Below are 18360 nucleotides of genomic sequence, written 5' to 3' on the forward strand. Positions count from 1 at the left end.
CTCTCCGGCCTAGACTCTCTCGCTCATCAGCGCCAGCGACCGGTCCATGACCCGCATGGCCGCCTTGCCACCGACCATCATCATGAACCTCAGGGGCTCCTCGGAGAGATCCCAGCTCTCCCGGACCAGGGTGCTCCCGTCCCCCAGATCTTCGAACTCGTACCGCCAGATCCGGCCGCCGAACATCCGCCGCCACCCGCGGACGTCGCGGTGCGGACGGGCCTGCCAGGCGAACCGCTGGAACGGCTCGGCCTCGATGACGGTGCTGGTCATCGCGTACCGCCCGCGCAAATTCATGTCGAAGCTGAACCAGTCGCCCTCATGCAGCGGTCGCTCGCTGGTGCTGGCCTCGGTCCTGGTCACGAGCCCGCCGGAACCGTCGAACTCCCGATGCCGGTCCGGGTCGGACACCAGCGCGTACAGCACCTCCGCGGATGCCCCGATATGCCGCTCCACCGACCGAACCCACCGCGTCATGGCCGAAACGGTAGCGGTCGTCGCAAATCGTCAGGCCAGCAGAGCCGGAATCCTCTCGAACAGCTGCTGCGTGTACGAAATCATCTCGTGCAGCATCCAGTTGCCGGAGAACAGAATCGCCACACCCACACCGATAGCCTTGGGTACGAACGACAGCGTCGCCTCCTGAATCTGCGTCACCGACTGGAACAGCGAGATCGCGAACCCGATGAGCAGCGCGGTCAACAGAATCGGCGCACACATCTTCGCCGCGATGGTCATGGCCTGAAGCCCCAACTCAACGATCTGCGTGTCGGTCATGCCCTTCACTTCGCCAAACTTGAGTTTTCCCGGAGTGCGAACCGGGCTCAACCCGGTTGCCACTCGGTTGCCGCCCGCTTCCCCCGTTACCGGCACACCCACCAGCAATCTCCCCCACCCCGCCCCACCGCCTGCTCCTCACCCACCGCCTGCTCCCCCGCCCACCGCCTGCTCCCCGCCCAACCGCCTCCTTCCCGCCCAACCGCCTCCTTCCCGCCCAACCGCCTGCTCCCCGCCCACCGCCTCCTTCCCGCCCAACCGCCTGCTCCCCGCCCACCGCCTCCTTCCCGCCCAACCGCGCTTCCTTCCCGCCCACCGCTTTCTCCCCGCCCACCGTGCCGAACCCTCTCCCCGCCTCGCGCATCCCCATCGCTTCGCGATCTTCCCGCCGCACCGCCACCTCCCCCACCCCGGCACTGGGTGGGCGTCACCGTAGCCCGCGAATTCGACATTCCAGCGAACTGTCCACAGCGGCCATTCCATCACCCACGGCGTCCACAGGCCTGTGCAAAGTGGCAGGCCGAACAGCGGTACAGGCCGGTTCGCCAGGCGGCCGGGCTGCCCACGAACTCCCCCCGCCGCCACCCACGCGCCATCGTGGCCCGCAGCGGTAGCCCAAGGCGGCATCCCAACCGCCCACACCGCCCAGCCCTCCACCACCCGTCACAGTGCGAGCCCACGCCGCCGCCCAACCCCCGACCACGGCCCAGCCCCACCACCACCCCGCCACAGTGGCCGCCCACACCGCCACGCAACCCCCGACCACCACCCAGCCCCACCACCACCCCGCCACAGTGGTAGTCCAGAGCGCCACCCCAGCCACGGAAACCGCCCGGACCTACCACCGGCAACGCCACGCCCGCCGCGAGCCGGCGTCACCTACAGGGCGCACCCATTCCGGCCGCCGGCAAACTCCACCAACCCGCACAAAGCACACGCCGACCACCGACCCAAGGCCGCACAAAACACCCCGAACGCCAACCCAAAGCCGCAGCGAGTCGCCCGCCAGACCCGAAGCCTCAGCGAGTCGCACCGAGCACGGCCCACCGAGCCGACCGCCACCGATACAACATCCCGCCGAACCGCACCAACGTGAACAACCCCAGCCCGGCCCAGACTCCTCCGAGCCCCCACGACCACGCGTACGCCAGCCACACCACCGGCAAGAACCCGAGCAACGCCGCCGCGACAGTCACGTTGCGCAGGAACCCCACGTCCCCCGCGCCGATCAGCACACCGTCCAATGCGTAGACCACCCCGGCGAAGGGCAGCAGCCCCACGAACCACGGCCACACCACCGCGGCCTGGTCGCGTACGGCCGCGTCGCCGGTGAACAGGGACGGGATCACTCCGGCGCCGGCGCCGGCCAGCACGGCGAACCCGATTCCGGCCACCCCGCCGGCGACGGTCACCCGCCGGGCGACGTCGCGTGCGCTCACCGGGTCGGAGGCGCCCAGTGCCGCGCCGACCAGGGATTGGGCGGCGATCGCGACCGCGTCCAGGGCCAGCGCCGCGAAGAACCACAGCTGCAGCGCGATCTGGTGGGCGCCGACCGATGCCACGCCGAAGCGGGCCGCCACAGCGGTGGCGGACAGCCAGCAGACCTGGAAGGCGCCGCCGCGGATGAGCAGGTCGCGGCCGAGTACGAGCTGGTTGACGATCACCGCGGGCAGCGGCCGCAGCGGCGCGTGTTCGCGGATGATCGCCAGCAGGAAGAGGGCGCCGGCGACGGTCTGGGCGGTGACGTTGGCGATGGCCGAGCCGGTCAGGCCGAGTCCGCCGGGGTAGACGAGCAGGGGGCAGAGGATGGCGCTGAGCACGTTGGCGCCGAGGATGAACCAGAGCGGCCGGTGGGTGTCCTGCACGCCGCGCATCCAGCCGTTGCCGGCCGCGGCGAGCAGCAGGCCGGGCGCGCCGAGGACGGCGATGCGGAGCCAGCCGGCGGCGGCCTCGGCGGCGGACGGGTCGCTGGCCAGGGCTCGGGCGAGCGGGCCGGCGACGACTTCGGCGATCAGGACGAGGAGCAGGCCGGTGGCGAGCGCGAGCCACGAGGCCTGTACGCCTTCGGCGACGGCGGCGCCGCGGTCGCCGGCACCGAACCGGCGGGCGGCGCGGCCGGTGGTTCCGTACGCCATCAGCGTGCCGAACCAGACGGCGAGCGACATCACCGTGCCGCCGACCGCGACGGCGGCGAGCGGGACGGCGCCGAGGTGCCCGACGACGGCCGTGTCGACCAGGACGTAGAGCGGCTCAGCGGCGAGGACGACGAGGGCCGGCAGGGCCAGCTGGGCGATCCGCCGCGCCGACGCGGAGGCGGGGGCGGGCGTCTGCTCGGCAGGCGGGCTCATGAGTTCTCATGATGCCCGCCGAGCAGTAAGGAGGCAAACCGGCTAATGGTGCTTACTGGCGGGTGTCCATCGACGTCTGGAGGGCGCGGCGCAGGGCCTCGCGGGCCTCGTCGGGGGACGGCTGGGGCTTCGGCTTGGCGGCCATGATCGTGGGTCCTTCCACGGGCAGAGCAGGCACATCGCATCGGATGCACCCTGAACAAACAGGACCAGTCCGGGATCGCCGGACGCCGGTGGCTGATGGTTCCGGCAACGGGCGGTGGTCACGACCGCGACGGAACCAAATGACCGTTAACCCAAACTAGCGTTCAGTCAGGTCGGCCGCTGGGTGGTTCCCGTTCTGCGGGACGGAGAGTCACTCAGCCGACAGCAGGTGCCCCTCGACCAGGGACCGGACCTCGGCCACGATCTCGGCCGGCGTGCCGTGCCCGGTGTAGCCCGCGGCCAGCCGGTGCCCGCCGCCGCCCAGGGCGACCGCCACCGCGCTCACGTCGACCGCGCCCTTGCTGCGCAGGGAAACCGCCCAGGTCTGCTCGCCGGTCTGCTTGACCAGCACGGCGACATCGGCCTCGGCCACCGTGCGGACCGGGTCGATCAGGGCATCCATCACGTACGCTCGCTGCCCGTGCCGCGCCAGATCGTCCCGCGTCACGTAGGTCGACACCAGCCCGTGCCCGGCCGCCGCGGCCGGGTCGAGCTCGGCCCGGGCCAGCACCTCGGCGAACAGCTTGACCGCCTCGAACGGGCGGGTGTCGAAGGTGCGGCGGGAGATCTCCCCCGGCCGCAGCCCGGTCGCGATCAGCCGGGCGGCCAGCTCGTGCACGGCCGGCGTGGTCATGTCGAACTTGAACGACCCGGTGTCGGTAGCCAGGGCGACGTAGAGGCACTCGGCGATCTCGGCGTCGAGCGGCACGTCGAGCCGGTCGAGCAGGGCCACGGCCACCACCGAGGTGGCCGCCGCATGCGGGTCGACCAGGTTGACCTGACCGAACCCGGCGTTGGACGCGTGGTGGTCGAGCACCACCGTGGCCCGCGCCGCCGGCAGCCGGTCGGCCAGCGCGCCGAGCCGCGACGACGCCGCCGCGTCGAAGGTGATGACCAGGTCGGGATCGGTCCAGACCTCTGCCTCGGGCACGAGCAGGTCGACACCGGGCAGCTCGGCGAACGGCTCGGGCACCTCGAAGACGCCGGGGAACGTCGCCTGCAACCGGGTCACGCCGAGCCGGCGCAGCCCGAGCGCGAAGCCGAGCATGCTGCCCAGCGCGTCGCCGTCGGGGTTGACGTGACAGATGAGCAGCACCCGGCCGGCCGGCGACAGCTCGCGGATCACCGCGACCGCCGCCGACCAGTCGGACTCCGTCGTCGTGGCCGGCGCCGGGCGGGTGGCCAGCTCGGTCACCCCTGGTCCTCGCGGGCGCCCACCCGATCGGGTTCGCCCTCGTCGTCGTCCTCGGGCTCGGGTTTGTACGGGTCGGGCTCGCCCGCGTACTGCTTGCCGGCCGCCAGCCGCTGCACCTCGGCGTCGCGGTGCCGGGCCGCCGCCAGCAGATCGTCGATCTCGTTGACGTGGTCGAGAACGTTGTCCAGGGTGAAGCTGAGGCTGGGCGAGTGCCGCAGGCCCAGCGCGTGGCCGACCCGGCTGCGCAGCATGCCCTTGGCGCTCTCGAGCGCCGCGGCCGTGGCCGCCTGCTCGGTCGGGTCGCCGAGGACCGTGTAGTAGACGGTCGCGTCGCGCAGGTCACCCGTGAGCCGCGCGTCAGTGATCGTCACCATGCCGAGCCGGGGATCCTTGATCTCCCGCACCAGGGAAGCAACCAGCTCACGCACGCGCTCGGCGTGCCGACGGGTCTTGGCCGGATCCGACATCTCGCCCACCTCCGACAGAACGTAACCCCGTGAATCCCAACGGGTGGAGCCTACCCACGTGCCGTTACGACCGAACGTCCCGAGGGTCCGTCTGTGGATAACCCACCGCTTAGTCTTCATCGCCGTGTAGCCGGCGCTTCACCGACAGCAACTCGATCTCGGGCCGGCCGGCCACCTGGTTCTCGCAGGTGTCGATCACGGTCCGGGCGTGGGCCAGGTCAGCGGCCACCACGGCCACCCCGATCGCGGCCCGGCCGTGCAGGTCCAGATGACCGACCTCGGCCACGCTGACCTCGAACTTCCGCAGCATCGCGATGATCGGCCGGACGTACCCTCGCTTTTGCTTCAGCGACCGCGAGTCGCCGGGCAACAGGATGTCGAACAATGCGGTCTCCGTGAACACGGCCGCACCTTACGCGTACGGCCGGAAAACGGCATGCGATTCTTTCCCGATGCCCGATCCGTACGCCCTGCTCCTAGCCCCGTCCGCCAACCGCGTCTACGCCGATCAGGCCGCGAGGCTGGCCATGGCCGAGCTCAATGCCTTCGCCGGCGTCCTCGACACCCGCCCGGACGAGATCGCGACCACCGTGATCGGTGGCGTGCCGTACCTCACCTTCACCGGCGACCTGACCGCGCAAGATGTGGCGTACCTGTCGAATCTGTCCTCGGCCTTCGCTTTGTTCAAAAGCGAAGGCGAGCTGCTCCGGCCGGTCACGCTGAGCCCGCTCGCCCGCTACGACAGCGATCTGATCACGATTCCCAAGTACGCCGGGAAGACCAACGAGCAGTTCACCAAGCTCGTCCTCAACCTGACCGTGCTGGCCTCCGAGTCGGCCAAGCGGATGCTGACCGGCGGGCTGACCGTCCTCGACCCGGTGTGCGGCCGTGGCACCACCCTCAACCAGGCTCTGATGTACGGCTACGACGCGATCGGGGTCGAGCTCGACGGCAAGGACGTGGACGCCTACAAGTCGTTCCTGCAGACCTGGCTCAAGCGCAAGCGCCTGAAGCACACCGCCGACCTTCATCCGGTACGCCGCCAGGGCCGGAAGTCCGCCCGCCGCCTCGAGGTCACGCTGGCCGCGTCCAAGGACGACCACAAGGCCGGCGCCACCCAGCAGGTCACCGTGATCCACGCCGACACCACCCAGCTGGACGGCCTGCTCAAGCCCCGCTGCGCCGACGTGCTGGTGGCCGACCTGCCCTACGGCGTGGCGCACGGCAGCTACGACGACGAGGGTGGCCTCTCCCGCCGCCCACTGGACCTGCTGGAGCGGGCCGTGCCGCACTGGGCCACCCTGCTGCGCCCGGGCGGAGCGATCGGCCTCTCCTGGAATCTCAAGGTGGCCCGGCGCGAGCACGCCGAGGACATCCTGATCGCCAACGGCCTGACCCCGGTCGAGCACGACGACCTGGCCCACCGCGTAGACCAGTCGATCGAACGCGATGTGCTGATAGCCCGGAAATGACAGAACGGCCCCGCACCGAACCGGTGCGGGGCCGAACTGCACGAGCCGATCAGGCGCGCGGCTTCTCGCGCATCTCGAAGGTCTCGATCACGTCGCCGACCTGCGGCGAGCCGAACCCGGTGAGCGTCAGACCACACTCGAAGCCCTCGCGGACCTCGGTCGCGTCGTCCTTGAACCGCCGCAGCGAGCTGATCGTGACGTTGCCCTCGGACACGACGACCCCGTCCCGCAGGATGCGGGCCTTGCCGTTGCGCTTGATGAGGCCGGTACGGACCACACAACCCGCGATGAGTCCGATCTTGGACGAGCGGAAGACCTCGCGGATCTCCGCCGTGCCCAGCTCGACCTCTTCGTACTCGGGCTTGAGCATGCCCTTGAGGGCCGCCTCGATCTCCTCGATGGCCTGGTAGATGACGCTGTAGTAGCGGATCTCCACGCCGGCGCGGTCGGCCAGTTCCTTGACCTTGTTCGAGGCCCGGACGTTGAAGCCGATGATCGTGGCGGTTGCCTCGGAGGAGGCGCTGGCCAGGTTCACATCGCTCTCGGTGACCGCACCGACGCCGCGGTGGATGACCTTGAGCTGGACCTCGTCCGGAATATCGATCTTGAACAGTGCGTCTTCCAGGGCCTCGACCGAACCCGAGCTGTCGCCCTTGATGATCAGGGTGAGCGAGGTCTTCTCGCCCTCCTTCAGCTCGTTGACCAGGTCCTCGAGCGTCCGGCCCCGACGCGAGTTCGCCAGCGTGGCCGCGCGGCGGCGAGCCTGCCGCTGCTCGGCGATCTGCCGCACCGTCCGGTCGTCCTCGGCCGCCAGGAAGGTGTCACCCGCACCCGGCACCGAGGTCAGACCCAGGACCAGAACCGGACGCGCCGGCTCGGCCTCGGCCACCGTGTTGCCGTTCTCGTCGAGCATGGCGCGGACGCGGCCGTGCGCGCCGCCCGCCACGATCGAGTCGCCGGCCCGGAGCGTGCCCTTGTGCACCAGGACGGTGGCCACGGCACCGCGACCCTTGTCCAGGTGCGACTCGACCACGACACCCTGCGCCGGCCCGTCGATCGGAGCGGTCAGCTCCAGCGCCGCGTCGGCGGTCAGCAGGACGGCCTCGAGCAACTCGTCGATGCCGATGCCGGGCTTGGCCGCGACGTTGACGAACATCGTCTCGCCGCCGTACTCCTCGGCCAGCAGGCCGTAGTCGGCCAGCTGCTGCCGCACCTTTTCCGGGTTGGCGTCGGGCTTGTCGACCTTGTTGACCGCGACCACGATCGGCACCTCGGCCGCCTTGGCGTGGTTCAACGCCTCGACCGTCTGCGGCATCACGCCGTCGTCGGCCGCGACCACCAGGATCACGATGTCCGTCGCCTTGGCACCACGGGCACGCATGGCCGTGAACGCCTCGTGACCCGGGGTGTCCAGGAAGGTGATCGCCCGGTCCTCGCCCTGGTGCTCGACCACGACCTGGTAGGCGCCGATGTGCTGGGTGATGCCACCCGCCTCGCCGGCGACCACGTTGGTCTTGCGGACCGCGTCCAGCAGCTTGGTCTTACCGTGGTCGACGTGACCCATGACGGTCACCACCGGCGGCCGGGTGACCAGCCGGTCCTTGGCCACCTCGGCGTCGAGGTCGATGTTGAACTGCGCCAGCAGCGCGCGGTCCTCGTCCTCGGGGCTGACGATCACCACGTTGAAGCCCAGGTGCTCGCCCAGCAGCAGCAGGGTGTCGTCGGACACCGACTGCGTGGCGGTCACCATCTCGCCCAGGTTGAACATCTCCTGGACGAGCGAGCCCGGGTTCGCGTTGATCTTGTCGGCGAAGTCGGACAGCGACGCACCACGCGACAGCCGGATCTCCTGACCCTGGCCGCGCGGCGCGCCCGAGCTCATCGCCGGGGCGCTGAGGTTGTCGAACTCTTGACGCCGCTGCTTCTTGGACTTGCGGCCACGGGTCGGCCGGCCACCGGGACGCCCGAAGGCACCCGCGGCACCGCCGCCACGACCGCGACCGCCACCACCGGGACGCCCGGGAGCGCCACCCGCGGGAGCGCCGCCACCGCCGGGACCACCGCGGTAACCGCCACCACCAGCGCCACCACCGGGGCCGCCACGGTAGCCACCGCCACCGCCGCCACCACCGGGGCCGCCACGGTAACCGCCACCGCCGGCACCGCCGCCACCACCGGGACGGAAGCCACCGCCACCGCCACCACCGGGGCCACCACGACCGCCGCCGGGACCACCGGGGCGACCGGCACCGCCACCGCCGCCAGGACCGGGACGACCCGGACGCTGCGACGGCATGGACGCGGGGCTGGGCCGCGGCGGCATCGAGGCCGGGCTCGGCCGCGGCGGCATGCCGCTGCCGGACTGGCCGCCGGGCCGGGGCATGGCGTTCGGGGTCGGACGGCCGGAGCCGCCGGAGACACCGAACGGGTTGTTGCCGGGACTGCGCGACGGCGGACGCGGCGTGTTACCGCCGGGGCCGGGACGCGGACCGGGGCCGGGACGCGAGGCCGGTGAACCCGGACGCGGCGGCACCGAACCGGGGCCGGGACGCGGACCGGGACCCGGACGCGTGGCACCACCATCGGCCGGCGGCGTCTGCTGCCGGCGTTCGGCGTCCCTGGTCCGGGCGGCCTGTGCGGCCTTGACCGCGGCCTCCTGCTCGGCCTTGAGCGCGGAAGCCCGCGCCTCGGCCGCCGCCACCTCGATGTCGTGCGCGCTGGCCGGCTTGGCGACCGGACCGGGCGTGGGGCCGGGACGGGCCGGACCGGGCCGGGGCCCGGGACGGACCGACGGGCCGGGTGCGGGCGCCGGGGACGACGGGGCACTGGGCTTGGTCGCCTCTGCTCCCGGCGCGGGCGCGGAGGGACGACGCGGCGGCGCGGGTCGCGCGCTCGTGCTGGACTTGGGCGCGCTGGGAGCCGCCGCGGCGGGCGCCGGAGCGCTGCCGTTCGACGCCTCGAAGGCACCACGAAGTCGCCGGGCCACGGGGGCCTCGACGGTGCTGGAAGCTGATTTGACGAACTCGCCCATGTCCTTGAGCTTGGCGAGAACGGTCTTGCTGTCGACCCCGAGCTCCTTTGCGAGCTCGTGTACGCGGGCCTTGCCTGGCACTGCACTCCTCACTTCGAGGTCGTGCAGGCGCACCCGCAGCGACCTCACTCGTGCACTAGAAGCCTGTTCATTTCAGGGACTTCATCGTGTGCTCATGTCGGTCGTCCTACCTTGCTGGGTCGTGGCTGGGCTTCGACGCCCCGCCATCGGCGGCTCCGGAGGGTCGAGAGACCACCCGGATGTGCTCGGCCAGCGGACCGGTGTCAGCAACACCGATGAGTCGCAACGCGCGCCCGAAGGCACGACGCCGCTCCGCCAGCGCGAAGCAAGCCGGATCGGGATGCAGATGGGCTCCCCGCCCCGGCAGTCGGCGGTTCGGATCAGGCTGGAGCCGGAGATCATCCCCGGAACCGGCCGCGACGAACCGCAACAATGCGAAGGCCGGGGCGCGTGAGCGACAACCGACACAGGTGCGTGTCGGCCCGGCCGTGAGCAAGTCTACTCCTCCGCCTACGGCTGCGCGTATTCGGTCAGCTTCCGGCTTCGGCGGCATCGTGTTCCGTGACGCCGGCGGGCTCGTTGTCCGGCTTGATGTCGATGCGCCAGCCGGTGAGCCGGGCCGCCAGCCGGGCGTTCTGCCCCTCACGGCCGATGGCCAGGGACAGCTGGAAGTCGGGAACGGTCACCCGGGCGGTGCGGGACGCGGCGTCCACGACCTCGACCCGCAGGGCCTTGGCCGGGGAGAGCGCGTTGCCGACGAACTGTGCCGGGTCGTCCGACCAGTCGATGATGTCGATCTTCTCACCGTGCAGCTCGCTCATCACGGCCCGGACCCGCTGACCCATCGGGCCGATGCAGGCGCCCTTGGCATTCACCCCGGGCACGGTCGACCGGACCGCGATCTTCGTACGGTGACCTGACTCACGTGCGATGGCGGCAATCTCGACCGTGCCGTCGGCGATCTCCGGCACTTCGAGCGCGAACAGCTTCTTGACCAGCGCCGGATGCGACCGGGACAGGGTGATCTGCGGGCCGCGGAAGCCCTTCACCACGTGCACCACGATGCACCGGATCCGGGCGCCGTGCTCGTAGGTCTCGCCGGGAACCTGCTCGGACTGCGGCAACACCGCCTCGAGCTTGCCCAGGTCGACGATGATGATGCCCTTCTCGGCCCGCGCGGCGTCGGCCTGGACCACGCCGGTCACCAGGTCACCGTCGCGGCCGGCGTACTCGCCGAAGTGGGCCTCGTCGGTCGCCTCGCGCAACCGCTGCAGAATCACCTGTTTGGCGGTCATCGCCGCGATCCGGCCGAAGTCGTGCGGGGTGTCGTCCCACTCGCGGACGACAGTGCCCTCGTCGTCCAGTTCCTGGGCGAAGACCAGGGCCGCGCCGGTCTTGCGGTCGATCTCCACCCGGGAGTGCGTCTCCGCGCCGTCGGTGTGGCGGTACGCGGTGAGCAGCGCCGTCTCGATCGCCGCGAGGATCGTGTCGAACGGGATCTCCCGCTCGCGCTCCAGGGCGCGCAGCGCCGCGAGGTCGATGTTCATTCCTCGCCCTCCTCATCCTCGTCCTCGAACTCGGCTTCTTCCATGCGCTTGAACTCGATCTGGACGCGACCCGGACCGAGGTCCGCGTACGCCACCACAACCGAGTCCAGAGTTATGCCGGTCTCGTCGGCCGCGGTGACCCGGCCGGTCTGCCCGTTGACCGTGACCAGACGGCCCACGTTGCGGCGCCAGTGCCGGGGCAGGGTCAGCGGCCGGTCGACCCCGGGCGAGCCGACCTCGAGCTGGTATTCCCCGGCGATCACCTCATCGCCGGACTCCTCGGCCGCGTCCAGCGCGGTGGAAATCGCCCTGGAGACCAACGCCACGTCGTCCAGGCTGATTCCGCCGTCGGCGTCGACCAGGACGCGCAGCACGTGCCGCCGGCCGGCCCGGGACAGGCCGATGTCCTCCAGGTCGTACCCGGCCGCGGTGACCACCGGCTCGATCACGGCGAGCACCCGGGCCTTGGCCGCGGCCAGGTCGATCCGGGGTGCCGCGGGACGATCGGGAGCCGCGTCCCGGTCACGGCCGCCACCGGGGCGGCGATGACCCGGGCGAGAGCCCGCGCGACCACGCTGCGTCATCGATGAACACCCCTTTCTGGCCGCCGCCGGAAACACCGGCATGCCGCCGGGCCGAAAACCCCCGGCGGCTGCGCAGAGCGTAACGCTTCGCTCGGAAAGCCCGGCCGCCGCCGCTCCGAATCCCCACGAGCCGCTGGTCAGCGACCGGTTAACTACCGATGGTGTGAATGGTGTTGACTATCCGCCGTGGGGATGTGGAACCGGCGGCGCGTGCTCGGCGCGACCGTGATCGGGGCGGTGGCCATGACCGCGCCGAGCGGCTGCGGACTCTTCGACAGCGACCCCGAACCGATCCCCGAACCGGACCCGCTGCAGCCGATCCTGGACGACGCGCTGGCGCTGGCCGAGGCCTACGACCGGCTGGCCGCGGCCCAGCCCGAGCTGGCCGCCCGGATCACCCCGCTGGCCGCCGACCACCGGGCCCACGCCGCCGAGCTGTCCCGGGTCATCGGTGCACCCGCGCCGTCCAGCCCGTCGAGCGCTCCCACGCGGGAAGAGGACTTGCCGGGAATGCGTACGGCGGAATCGAGGGCGATGAAGACCGCCGACGCGTCCGCCCGCACCGCCCCGGCCGCCCGGGCCGTCCTGGTCGGGTCGATCGCCGCCTGCCGGGCCGCCCATGTCGAGGCGCTGAGGTGAACGAGGACCTGGCCCGGGCGCTGGCCGCCGAAGAAGCGGCGATCTACGCGTACGGAATCATCGGGGTGCACCTCAGCGGCACCGCCCAGACGCTGGCCCGATCGGCCGAGGCCGACCACCGCGCCCGCCGCGACCAGTTGGTCAGCCGCCTCGACGAGCTCAAGGCCAGCCCGGCCCCGGCACCGGCCGGCTACGACCTGCCGTTCCCGGTGACCGACAAGGAGACCGCCCTCAAGCTGGCCATCCAGGTCGAGGACGGGGTGGCCCAGGCCTGGCGGGCGACGCTGGCGGCGACCAGCGGCACCGACCGGGCGGTCTCGCTGGCCGCGCTCAGCGGAGCCGCGATCCAGGCCGTCCGCTGGCGCAGGGCCGCCGGCGTCGCCCCGCTGACCATGGCCTTTCCCGGCCGCCCGGCGTAGAAGCTGACCATGGCTTTTCCGGCCCGCCCGGCATAGAACGGGTCCCATGGACATCGATGTCGCCGGGCCGCGGGGTCACCTCGCCGCCCGGCTGCGTGACCTGATCGAGAACCGCTGGCCGGCCGACGTCCGCGCGATCGGCGTGCACGGCTCGGTGGCGCACGGCGACGACACCGACGGCAGCGACGTCAACCTGCTCGTGGTGACCTACCGGAACGCGGGACCACGGCCGACCCTGCGCCGGGTGGACGGCATCCTGGTCGACCTGACCGTGGTGAACGCCGAGGAGGGCCTGCGCCGGGCCCGCGAACTGACCCCGCGCTGGCCACTGATCGCCGACCGCTACCTGTCGGCGAAATCGCTCTACGACCCGCACGGCTGGTTCGCCGAGCAGCGCGACGCCCACCTGGCCAAGCTGGCCGAGACCCGGCCGGGCGAGTTCACCGCGCTGGCCCGGCGCAACTGGGGTGTGGCGTCGGCGGCGCACGCCCGGGCGGTACGGCTGGCCGAGTGGTACGAGACCGACACCGCCCTGGTGCTGATGGCCGAGGCCCGCCTGCACGCCGCGATGGTGACCGGGCTGCTCAGCCGCACCTACTTCCGCAGCCGGGCCGACGCGGTCAAGCGCACCGGCCTGGCCTCGGCCGACATGCGCGAGCTCGGTGCGCTGCTGAAGGCGCAGGCCGAGGATCTGACCGCGCGGGGCCGCCCGGTCGACGGGACGATCGACGACTTTCTCAGGGCAGAGTGAGAATCTCGTAGCCGTCCTCGGTGACGACCAGGGTGTGCTCGAACTGGGCCGTCCACGAGCCGTCCTTGGTCACCACGGTCCAGCCGTCGGCCCACATCGAGTACTGGTACGTCCCCAGCGTGATCATCGGCTCGATGGTGAAGGTCATGCCCGGTTCCATCACCGTGTCCAGCTTCGGGTTGTCGTAGTGCGGCACGTAGAGGCCGCTGTGGAAGGTCCCGTGGATGCCGTGCCCGGTGAAGTCGCGGACCACGCCGTACCCGAACCGGCGCGCGTACGCCTCGATGACCCGGCCGATCGCGTTGATCGGGCGGCCCGGCGCCACCGCCCGGATGCCCCGCATCATCGCCTCGTGGGTGCGCTCGACCAGCAGCCGCACCTCCTCGCGGACGTCGCCGACCAGGAACGTCGCGTCGGTGTCGCCGTGCACGCCGCCGATGTAGGCCGTCACGTCCACGTTGACGATGTCGCCGTCCTCGATCACCGTGCTGTCCGGGATGCCGTGACAGATGACCTCGTTGAGCGAGGTGCAGCAGGATTTCGGATAGCCCTTGTAACCCAGCGTCGACGGGTAGGCGCCGTGGTCGCAGAGGAACTCGTGCACCACCGCGTCGATCTCGTCGGTGGTCACGCCGGGCTTGCAGTGCTCGCCGGCGAGCTGGGTGGCCTGGGCCGCGAGCCGACCGGCCAGGCGCATCCGCTCGATGGTCTCGGCCGACTGGACGTGCGAGCCGTGGTACTCCTTCGGGCGGGGCTTCCCGACGTACTCCGGGCGGGTGATGTCAGCGGGCACCTGCCGCCGCGGGGACTGCTCACCCGGGGTGAGCGGGGCTCGTTCGGTCATGCGTACCAGCCTATCGCTGAGCCCTCGTTCACCCACCTGGCACAACCCCTTGTTGCCTGCCCTCGGAGCGCTGTGCCATCGTGCAGCCGTGGATCAAGACGGGCTCGGCTCCTTCTCCGCCGTCGGTGAGGTACACGACGACCGGGTCACCGTGACGGTGACCGGCGAGGTGGACATGTCGACCGCGGAGGCCATGTTCCGGGCGGCGACCCCGCAGGGCGTACGCGGAGCGACCCTCGACCTGACCGCGGTGACCTTCTTCGACTCGGCCGCCCTGCACGCCCTGATCCGGCTGAACGAGCGCTACCCCGGCTCCCTCCACGTGATCCCGTCCACCCAGGTCCACCGGGTCCTCGACATCAGTGGTCTGGCGACTCAGCCGTGGGTGGTACATCCCGGGTGAGCGGCCGGCGCAACGTCACCGAGGTGCCGAACTCGGACCGGACCAGCGACATCTCCGACAGCGCCCCGATCAGCGCCAGCCCCCGCCCGCGGAAGCCCGGCCCGCTCGACGGCCGCCAGGTGCCGGTGTCCCGGATGGTCACGGTCACCGCCTCCCGATCCAGTGACGCCTCGATGGTGATGAACGGCTCGGCCGGGTCGATCGGGTGCTCGATCGCGTTGGCCGCCGCCTCCGACACCGCCACCGTGAGATCGAACACGTCGGCCTCGGGGACCTCGTGCGCGGTGAGGAAGTCCTCCAGCCGCCGGCGCAGCACGCTCAGCCGGGTCGGGTCGGACGGCAGCCGCAGCACGAACTCGCGGGGCTCGGTGACCTGCAGCGCCAGCAGCGCGATGTCGTCCCGGCGGGACTGCTGGGACGCCTTGGCCAGCAGCATGTCGAGCAGGTCCTCGATGTGCTCGGCCGGCTTGGCGACGTCGCTGGTCAGCTCGGCCAGCCCGGTGTCGATGCCCCGGCGCCGGTCCTCGACCAGCCCGTCGGTGTAGAGCAGCAGCCGGGTACCGGCGTCCAGCTCGACCTCCCGGGTCGGGTAGTCGATGTCGCTGAGGGCGCCGATCGGCGGTCCCATGGCCGCGTCGTAGAGGAACGTGCCGTCCGTGCCGGCGGCGGTCAGCACCGGCGGCGGATGACCGGCCGACGCGTAATGCAAGATCCGGGTTCGCGGGTCGAAGCACACGCACACCACGGTCGCGAACTGCCGCCGGCCCAGGTTGTCGACCAGCCGGTTGAGGCGGCTCAGGCTCTCCCCGCAGCCGAAACCCTCGAGGATGTACGCGCGGAGAGCGTTGCGCAGCTGCCCCATCCCGGCGGCGGCCTGCACACCCTTACCGACCACGTCCCCGATGACCAGGAACAGCTTCTCGCCCGGGGCGCTGATCACGTCGTACCAGTCGCCGCCGACCTCGGCCTCGGTGCTGCCGGGCAGATAGCGGGCGGCGACGATGGCCCCCGGCATCCGCGGCAGGTAGGCCGGCAGCAGGCTGTGCTGCAACGTGGTGGCGATCCGGTGCTCGGCCTCGTAGATCCGGGCGTTCTCCAGCCGCAGGCCGATCAGCCGGGCCAACTGGGTCAGCAGGGCCGGTTCGAGTACGCCGCCGGTGCCCTCCCACACGCTCAGCTCGCCGCGCTCGACCCCGGCCGTGTCCAGCAGTGGCAGCACCGACACCGGGGTCGCGCCCGGGGCGGCGCCGCCGTCCACCTCGGCCCGTACGCCCGGGGCGGTCACCACGACCCGGCCGGCCGCGGTCATCGCCCGCACGTGCCGCGCCGCGACGTCGAGGACCTCGGCGGTGGTGCGTACCGTGTTGACCGCCGCCGCCGCGTCGACCAGCCCGCGCAATCGGCTGATGATCTGCCGGCGTACCTTGCCGAGCTCGAGGTTGGCCCGCACCCGGGCCACCAGGTCCCGCGCCGAGAACGGCTTGACCAGGTAGTCGTCGGCGCCGACGGCGAGCCCCTCGCCCGACGCCTCCTCGCCCGCGCGGGCCGAGAGCACCACGATCGGCACGTCCCGGGTCCGTTCGTCGGCCCGCAGCGCCCGGATCAGCCCGAAGCCGTCCAGGCGGGGCATCATCACGTCGGTCAGGACCAGGTCGACCGGCTCCTTCAGGGCCGTCTCCAGGGCGGCCTGCCCGTCGGCCACCGCTGTCACCTCGAAGTGCGGCCGCAGCAGCCGGGACACGTGTTCGCGCAGGTCGGCGTTGTCGTCGGCGAGCAGGATGCGGCCGCCCGGCCCGGCACCGCCGGTCGCCGGGCGGGCCGGCTCGGCCGACCAGCTCTGTGTCTCGTCCAGGTAGAGCCGCGGGTCGAGCTCGTCGCCGAGCTGCCGCGGGTCGGCGATCAGCCGCTCGGCCGGGAGGTGGGCGGTGCCGAACGGGATCCGTACGGTGAACCGGCTGCCCAGCCCGGCCTCGCTGGCCGCGGCCACCCCGCCGCCGTGCAGCTCGGCCAGCTCACGGACCAGGGCCAAACCGATGCCGGTGCCCTCGTGGCTGCGCGACCAGCTGCTGGAGACCCGGTGGAAACGGTCGAAGAGCAGCGCCTGCTCCTCGGCCGGGATGCCGACCCCGGTGTCCTCGACGGTCAGCACCGCAACCGCGTCGGCCGAATCCCCCTCCGCCTCCAGCCGGACCGTGATGCCGCCCTCACGGGTGAACTTGACCGCGTTGGCGAGCAGGTTGAAGACGATCTTCTCCCACATCTCACGGTCGACGTGCACCGGCGCGGCCAGCGGCGGCGTCTCCACGGTCAGCCACAGCCCGGCGCGTTCGGTGGCCGAGCGGAACGTGCCGGCCAGCCGGGCGGTGTAGGTGGCCAGGTCGGTCGGGCGGTAGGCGGCGCGAATCCGGCCCGACTCCAGCCGGGAGAAGTCCAGCACGGTGTTGACCAGGCGGAGCAGGCGCAGCCCGTTGCGGTGCATGAGCCACAGCCGGTCGGAGACGTCGGCGTCGAGACGTGCGGCGAGCAGATCCTCGAGCGGGCCCAGGATCAGGGTCAGCGGGGTACGGAACTCGTGGCTGACGTTGGAGAAGAAGTTGGTCTTGGCGGTGTCCAGCGCGGTCAGCTCGGTGGCCCGGCGGCGTTGCAGTTCGTACGCCCGGTGCGCGGCGACGGCCTGGGAGATCTGGCCGCCGGCCAGGTCGAGGAAGTCGCTGTAGTCGCGGTCCATGGCCAGGTGCCGGCTCAACCCGACGACCAGCACGCCGGCCTGATCGGTGCCGGAGCCGACCGGCAGCACCAGGGCGGTGTCGGCGGCCGCGTGCGGCGGCGGGTCGCACACCGCCCGGGTCGGCACCCGGTCGGGCCGGCCGTTGCGCAGCACGCCGGCGATGATCCCGCGTTCGGCCGGCGTCATCCGGGTCAGCGGGGACGGCGCCGCGCCGCTGGACCCGGCCAGGCTCAGCTCGCCGCCGGTCTCCGGATCGTCCAGCCACAGCGCAGCGAACGGCACGTCACCCCGGTTCTCACCGAGCACTTCGGCCACCCGGGCACCCAGGCCGGCCTGGTCGACCTGATCGGCCAGGCGGCGGCCGAGAGCGCTCAGGGTGCGTACGCGCCGCTCGTTGAGCACCCGCGACGTGGTGTCGCTGACGATGCAGTTGACGCCGGTCACGGTGCCGTCGCCGGCCCGGATCGGGTCGTACGAGATGTCGAAGTACGTTTCCTCCAGGAACCCGTACCGGTCGAGCATGAACGGGTGGTCGCCGGCCCAGAACGACTCGTCCGAGCCGACCACCCCGTCGAAGAGGGCCTGCAGCACGCCCCACGCCTCGGCCCACATCTCGCGCCCGGGCCGCCCCAGGTAGCCGGGATGCTTGGTGCCCATCGTCTCGATGTACGCGTCGTTGTAGAGCGCGCAGTACTCCGGCCCGTGGAAGATGACGATCTGCGCCCGCGAGGCGAGCATGGCCGCCACCGCGTACTGCAACTCCTCGGGCCAGTCCCGGGGCGGGCCGAGGGGTGTCGTGGCCCAGTCGAGCTCGCGCATCCGGCGGCCCATCTCGCCGCCGCGCTCGAACGCCGTCCGCAGCCGCTGCGGCAGGGGGTCGTCCGAGCCCACGCCCACCTCCCCAGTACACGTCCGGCCAGGCCTAGCACG

At 71.7% G+C, this 18360-nt stretch carries 17 protein-coding genes; 5 read left to right on the forward strand and 12 right to left on the reverse strand.

Features of this window, described 5'->3' with window-relative positions; genetic code table 11:
• Positions 1 to 9: 9 nt before the first annotated feature.
• The 6 genes from ACGFIO_RS09580 to ACGFIO_RS09605 form a co-directional block, all read right to left on the reverse strand.
• Positions 10 to 477: an SRPBCC family protein gene (locus ACGFIO_RS09580; RefSeq protein WP_392824232.1), complete on the reverse strand. Its 468-nt coding sequence runs from the start codon at positions 475 to 477 to the stop codon at positions 10 to 12.
• 30 nt (positions 478 to 507) lie between these two features.
• Entirely contained in the window at positions 508 to 777 is a 270-nt protein-coding gene (gene fliQ, locus ACGFIO_RS09585) for a flagellar biosynthesis protein FliQ (protein ID WP_392824380.1), read from the reverse strand.
• Between the two features lie 1019 nt (positions 778 to 1796).
• Complete coding sequence (locus ACGFIO_RS09590) at positions 1797 to 3125, reverse strand: MATE family efflux transporter (protein ID WP_392824235.1); 1329 nt, start codon at positions 3123 to 3125, stop codon at positions 1797 to 1799.
• Between the two features lie 355 nt (positions 3126 to 3480).
• Positions 3481 to 4524: a bifunctional oligoribonuclease/PAP phosphatase NrnA gene (locus tag ACGFIO_RS09595; protein ID WP_392824238.1), complete on the reverse strand. Its 1044-nt coding sequence runs from the start codon at positions 4522 to 4524 to the stop codon at positions 3481 to 3483.
• Positions 4521 to 4991 carry a 30S ribosome-binding factor RbfA gene (gene rbfA, locus ACGFIO_RS09600; protein WP_392824240.1) on the reverse strand — a complete coding sequence of 157 codons (471 nt, stop codon included), beginning with the start codon at positions 4989 to 4991 and terminating at the stop codon, positions 4521 to 4523. Before rbfA ends, ACGFIO_RS09595 begins: the two co-directional genes overlap by 4 nt.
• Positions 4992 to 5100: 109 nt before the next feature.
• Complete coding sequence (locus tag ACGFIO_RS09605; RefSeq protein WP_392824243.1) at positions 5101 to 5394, reverse strand: DUF503 domain-containing protein; 294 nt, start codon at positions 5392 to 5394, stop codon at positions 5101 to 5103.
• A 49-nt stretch (positions 5395 to 5443) separates the two neighbouring features.
• Between ACGFIO_RS09605 and ACGFIO_RS09610 the strand changes: the two genes are divergently transcribed.
• Positions 5444 to 6463 carry a TRM11 family SAM-dependent methyltransferase gene (locus ACGFIO_RS09610; RefSeq protein WP_392824246.1) on the forward strand — a complete coding sequence of 340 codons (1020 nt, stop codon included), beginning with the start codon at positions 5444 to 5446 and terminating at the stop codon, positions 6461 to 6463.
• Positions 6464 to 6512: 49 nt separating this feature from the next.
• Here the strand turns inward: ACGFIO_RS09610 and infB are convergent, their stop codons facing one another.
• The 4 genes from infB to rimP form a co-directional block, all read right to left on the reverse strand.
• The gene (gene infB / locus ACGFIO_RS09615; protein ID WP_392824247.1) at positions 6513 to 9575 is read right to left on the reverse strand and encodes a translation initiation factor IF-2; all 3063 of its coding nucleotides are present in this window, start codon (positions 9573 to 9575) and stop codon (positions 6513 to 6515) included.
• 106 nt (positions 9576 to 9681) lie between these two features.
• Positions 9682 to 10068, reverse strand: coding sequence for a YlxR family protein (locus ACGFIO_RS09620; RefSeq protein ID WP_392824250.1), 387 nt, complete (start codon positions 10066 to 10068; stop codon positions 9682 to 9684).
• On the reverse strand, positions 10046 to 11062 hold the full coding sequence (nusA, locus tag ACGFIO_RS09625; protein ID WP_392824253.1) for a transcription termination factor NusA: 1017 nt from the start codon (positions 11060 to 11062) through the stop codon (positions 10046 to 10048). Before nusA ends, ACGFIO_RS09620 begins: the two co-directional genes overlap by 23 nt.
• Complete coding sequence (gene rimP, locus ACGFIO_RS09630) at positions 11059 to 11646, reverse strand: ribosome maturation factor RimP (protein ID WP_392824256.1); 588 nt, start codon at positions 11644 to 11646, stop codon at positions 11059 to 11061. Before rimP ends, nusA begins: the two co-directional genes overlap by 4 nt.
• A gap of 192 nt (positions 11647 to 11838) precedes the next feature.
• On the opposite strand from rimP, the gene ACGFIO_RS09635 reads away from it, so the two are divergent.
• The 3 genes from ACGFIO_RS09635 to ACGFIO_RS09645 are packed head-to-tail and all read left to right on the forward strand — an operon-like array spanning position 11839 to position 13455.
• On the forward strand, positions 11839 to 12285 hold the full coding sequence (locus ACGFIO_RS09635; protein ID WP_392824382.1) for a hypothetical protein: 447 nt from the start codon (positions 11839 to 11841) through the stop codon (positions 12283 to 12285).
• A complete protein-coding gene (locus ACGFIO_RS09640; protein WP_392824258.1) occupies positions 12282 to 12704 on the forward strand; it encodes a ferritin-like domain-containing protein in 423 nt (140 codons plus the stop codon). The genes ACGFIO_RS09635 and ACGFIO_RS09640 overlap by 4 nt, the downstream gene beginning before the upstream one ends.
• Before the next feature lie 46 nt (positions 12705 to 12750).
• Positions 12751 to 13455: a nucleotidyltransferase domain-containing protein gene (locus ACGFIO_RS09645; protein WP_392824260.1), complete on the forward strand. Its 705-nt coding sequence runs from the start codon at positions 12751 to 12753 to the stop codon at positions 13453 to 13455.
• Here ACGFIO_RS09645 and map read toward each other — a convergent pair.
• Entirely contained in the window at positions 13442 to 14299 is an 858-nt protein-coding gene (gene map, locus ACGFIO_RS09650; protein WP_392824262.1) for a type I methionyl aminopeptidase, read from the reverse strand. The two genes, ACGFIO_RS09645 and map, sit on opposite strands and share 14 nt — an antisense overlap.
• An 88-nt stretch (positions 14300 to 14387) precedes the next feature.
• Here map and ACGFIO_RS09655 point away from each other — a divergent pair, with 88 nt between their 5' ends.
• The gene (locus ACGFIO_RS09655) at positions 14388 to 14702 is read left to right on the forward strand and encodes an STAS domain-containing protein (RefSeq protein WP_392824263.1); all 315 of its coding nucleotides are present in this window, start codon (positions 14388 to 14390) and stop codon (positions 14700 to 14702) included.
• On the opposite strand, the gene ACGFIO_RS09660 is transcribed toward ACGFIO_RS09655, so the two are convergent.
• Positions 14659 to 18261: a SpoIIE family protein phosphatase gene (locus tag ACGFIO_RS09660; protein ID WP_392824384.1), complete on the reverse strand. Its 3603-nt coding sequence runs from the start codon at positions 18259 to 18261 to the stop codon at positions 14659 to 14661. The two genes, ACGFIO_RS09655 and ACGFIO_RS09660, sit on opposite strands and share 44 nt — an antisense overlap.
• Between the last annotated feature and the right edge of the window lie 99 nt (positions 18262 to 18360).

Origin of the sequence: Actinoplanes sp. NPDC049265 (assembly GCF_043197135.1) — a bacterium.
Taxonomy (GTDB): domain Bacteria; phylum Actinomycetota; class Actinomycetes; order Mycobacteriales; family Micromonosporaceae; genus Actinoplanes.

Bases quoted from the DNA above. Each gene is read 5' to 3' on its own strand.
- ACGFIO_RS09610 (WP_392824246.1), top strand. From the start codon at position 5,444: ATGCCCGATCCGTACGCCCTGCTCCTAGCCCCGTCCGCCAACCGCGTC.
- ACGFIO_RS09620 (WP_392824250.1), bottom strand. From the start codon at position 10,068: ATGCCGCCGAAGCCGGAAGCTGACCGAATACGCGCAGCCGTAGGCGGA.
- fliQ (WP_392824380.1), bottom strand. From the start codon at position 777: ATGACCGACACGCAGATCGTTGAGTTGGGGCTTCAGGCCATGACCATC.
- ACGFIO_RS09660 (WP_392824384.1), bottom strand. From the start codon at position 18,261: ATGGGCCGCCGGATGCGCGAGCTCGACTGGGCCACGACACCCCTCGGC.
- map (WP_392824262.1), bottom strand. From the start codon at position 14,299: ATGACCGAACGAGCCCCGCTCACCCCGGGTGAGCAGTCCCCGCGGCGG.
- ACGFIO_RS09645 (WP_392824260.1), top strand. From the start codon at position 12,751: ATGGACATCGATGTCGCCGGGCCGCGGGGTCACCTCGCCGCCCGGCTG.
- ACGFIO_RS09635 (WP_392824382.1), top strand. From the start codon at position 11,839: ATGTGGAACCGGCGGCGCGTGCTCGGCGCGACCGTGATCGGGGCGGTG.
- ACGFIO_RS09590 (WP_392824235.1), bottom strand. From the start codon at position 3,125: ATGAGCCCGCCTGCCGAGCAGACGCCCGCCCCCGCCTCCGCGTCGGCG.
- nusA (WP_392824253.1), bottom strand. From the start codon at position 11,062: ATGAACATCGACCTCGCGGCGCTGCGCGCCCTGGAGCGCGAGCGGGAG.
- rbfA (WP_392824240.1), bottom strand. From the start codon at position 4,991: ATGTCGGATCCGGCCAAGACCCGTCGGCACGCCGAGCGCGTGCGTGAG.
- rimP (WP_392824256.1), bottom strand. From the start codon at position 11,646: ATGACGCAGCGTGGTCGCGCGGGCTCTCGCCCGGGTCATCGCCGCCCC.
- ACGFIO_RS09580 (WP_392824232.1), bottom strand. From the start codon at position 477: ATGACGCGGTGGGTTCGGTCGGTGGAGCGGCATATCGGGGCATCCGCG.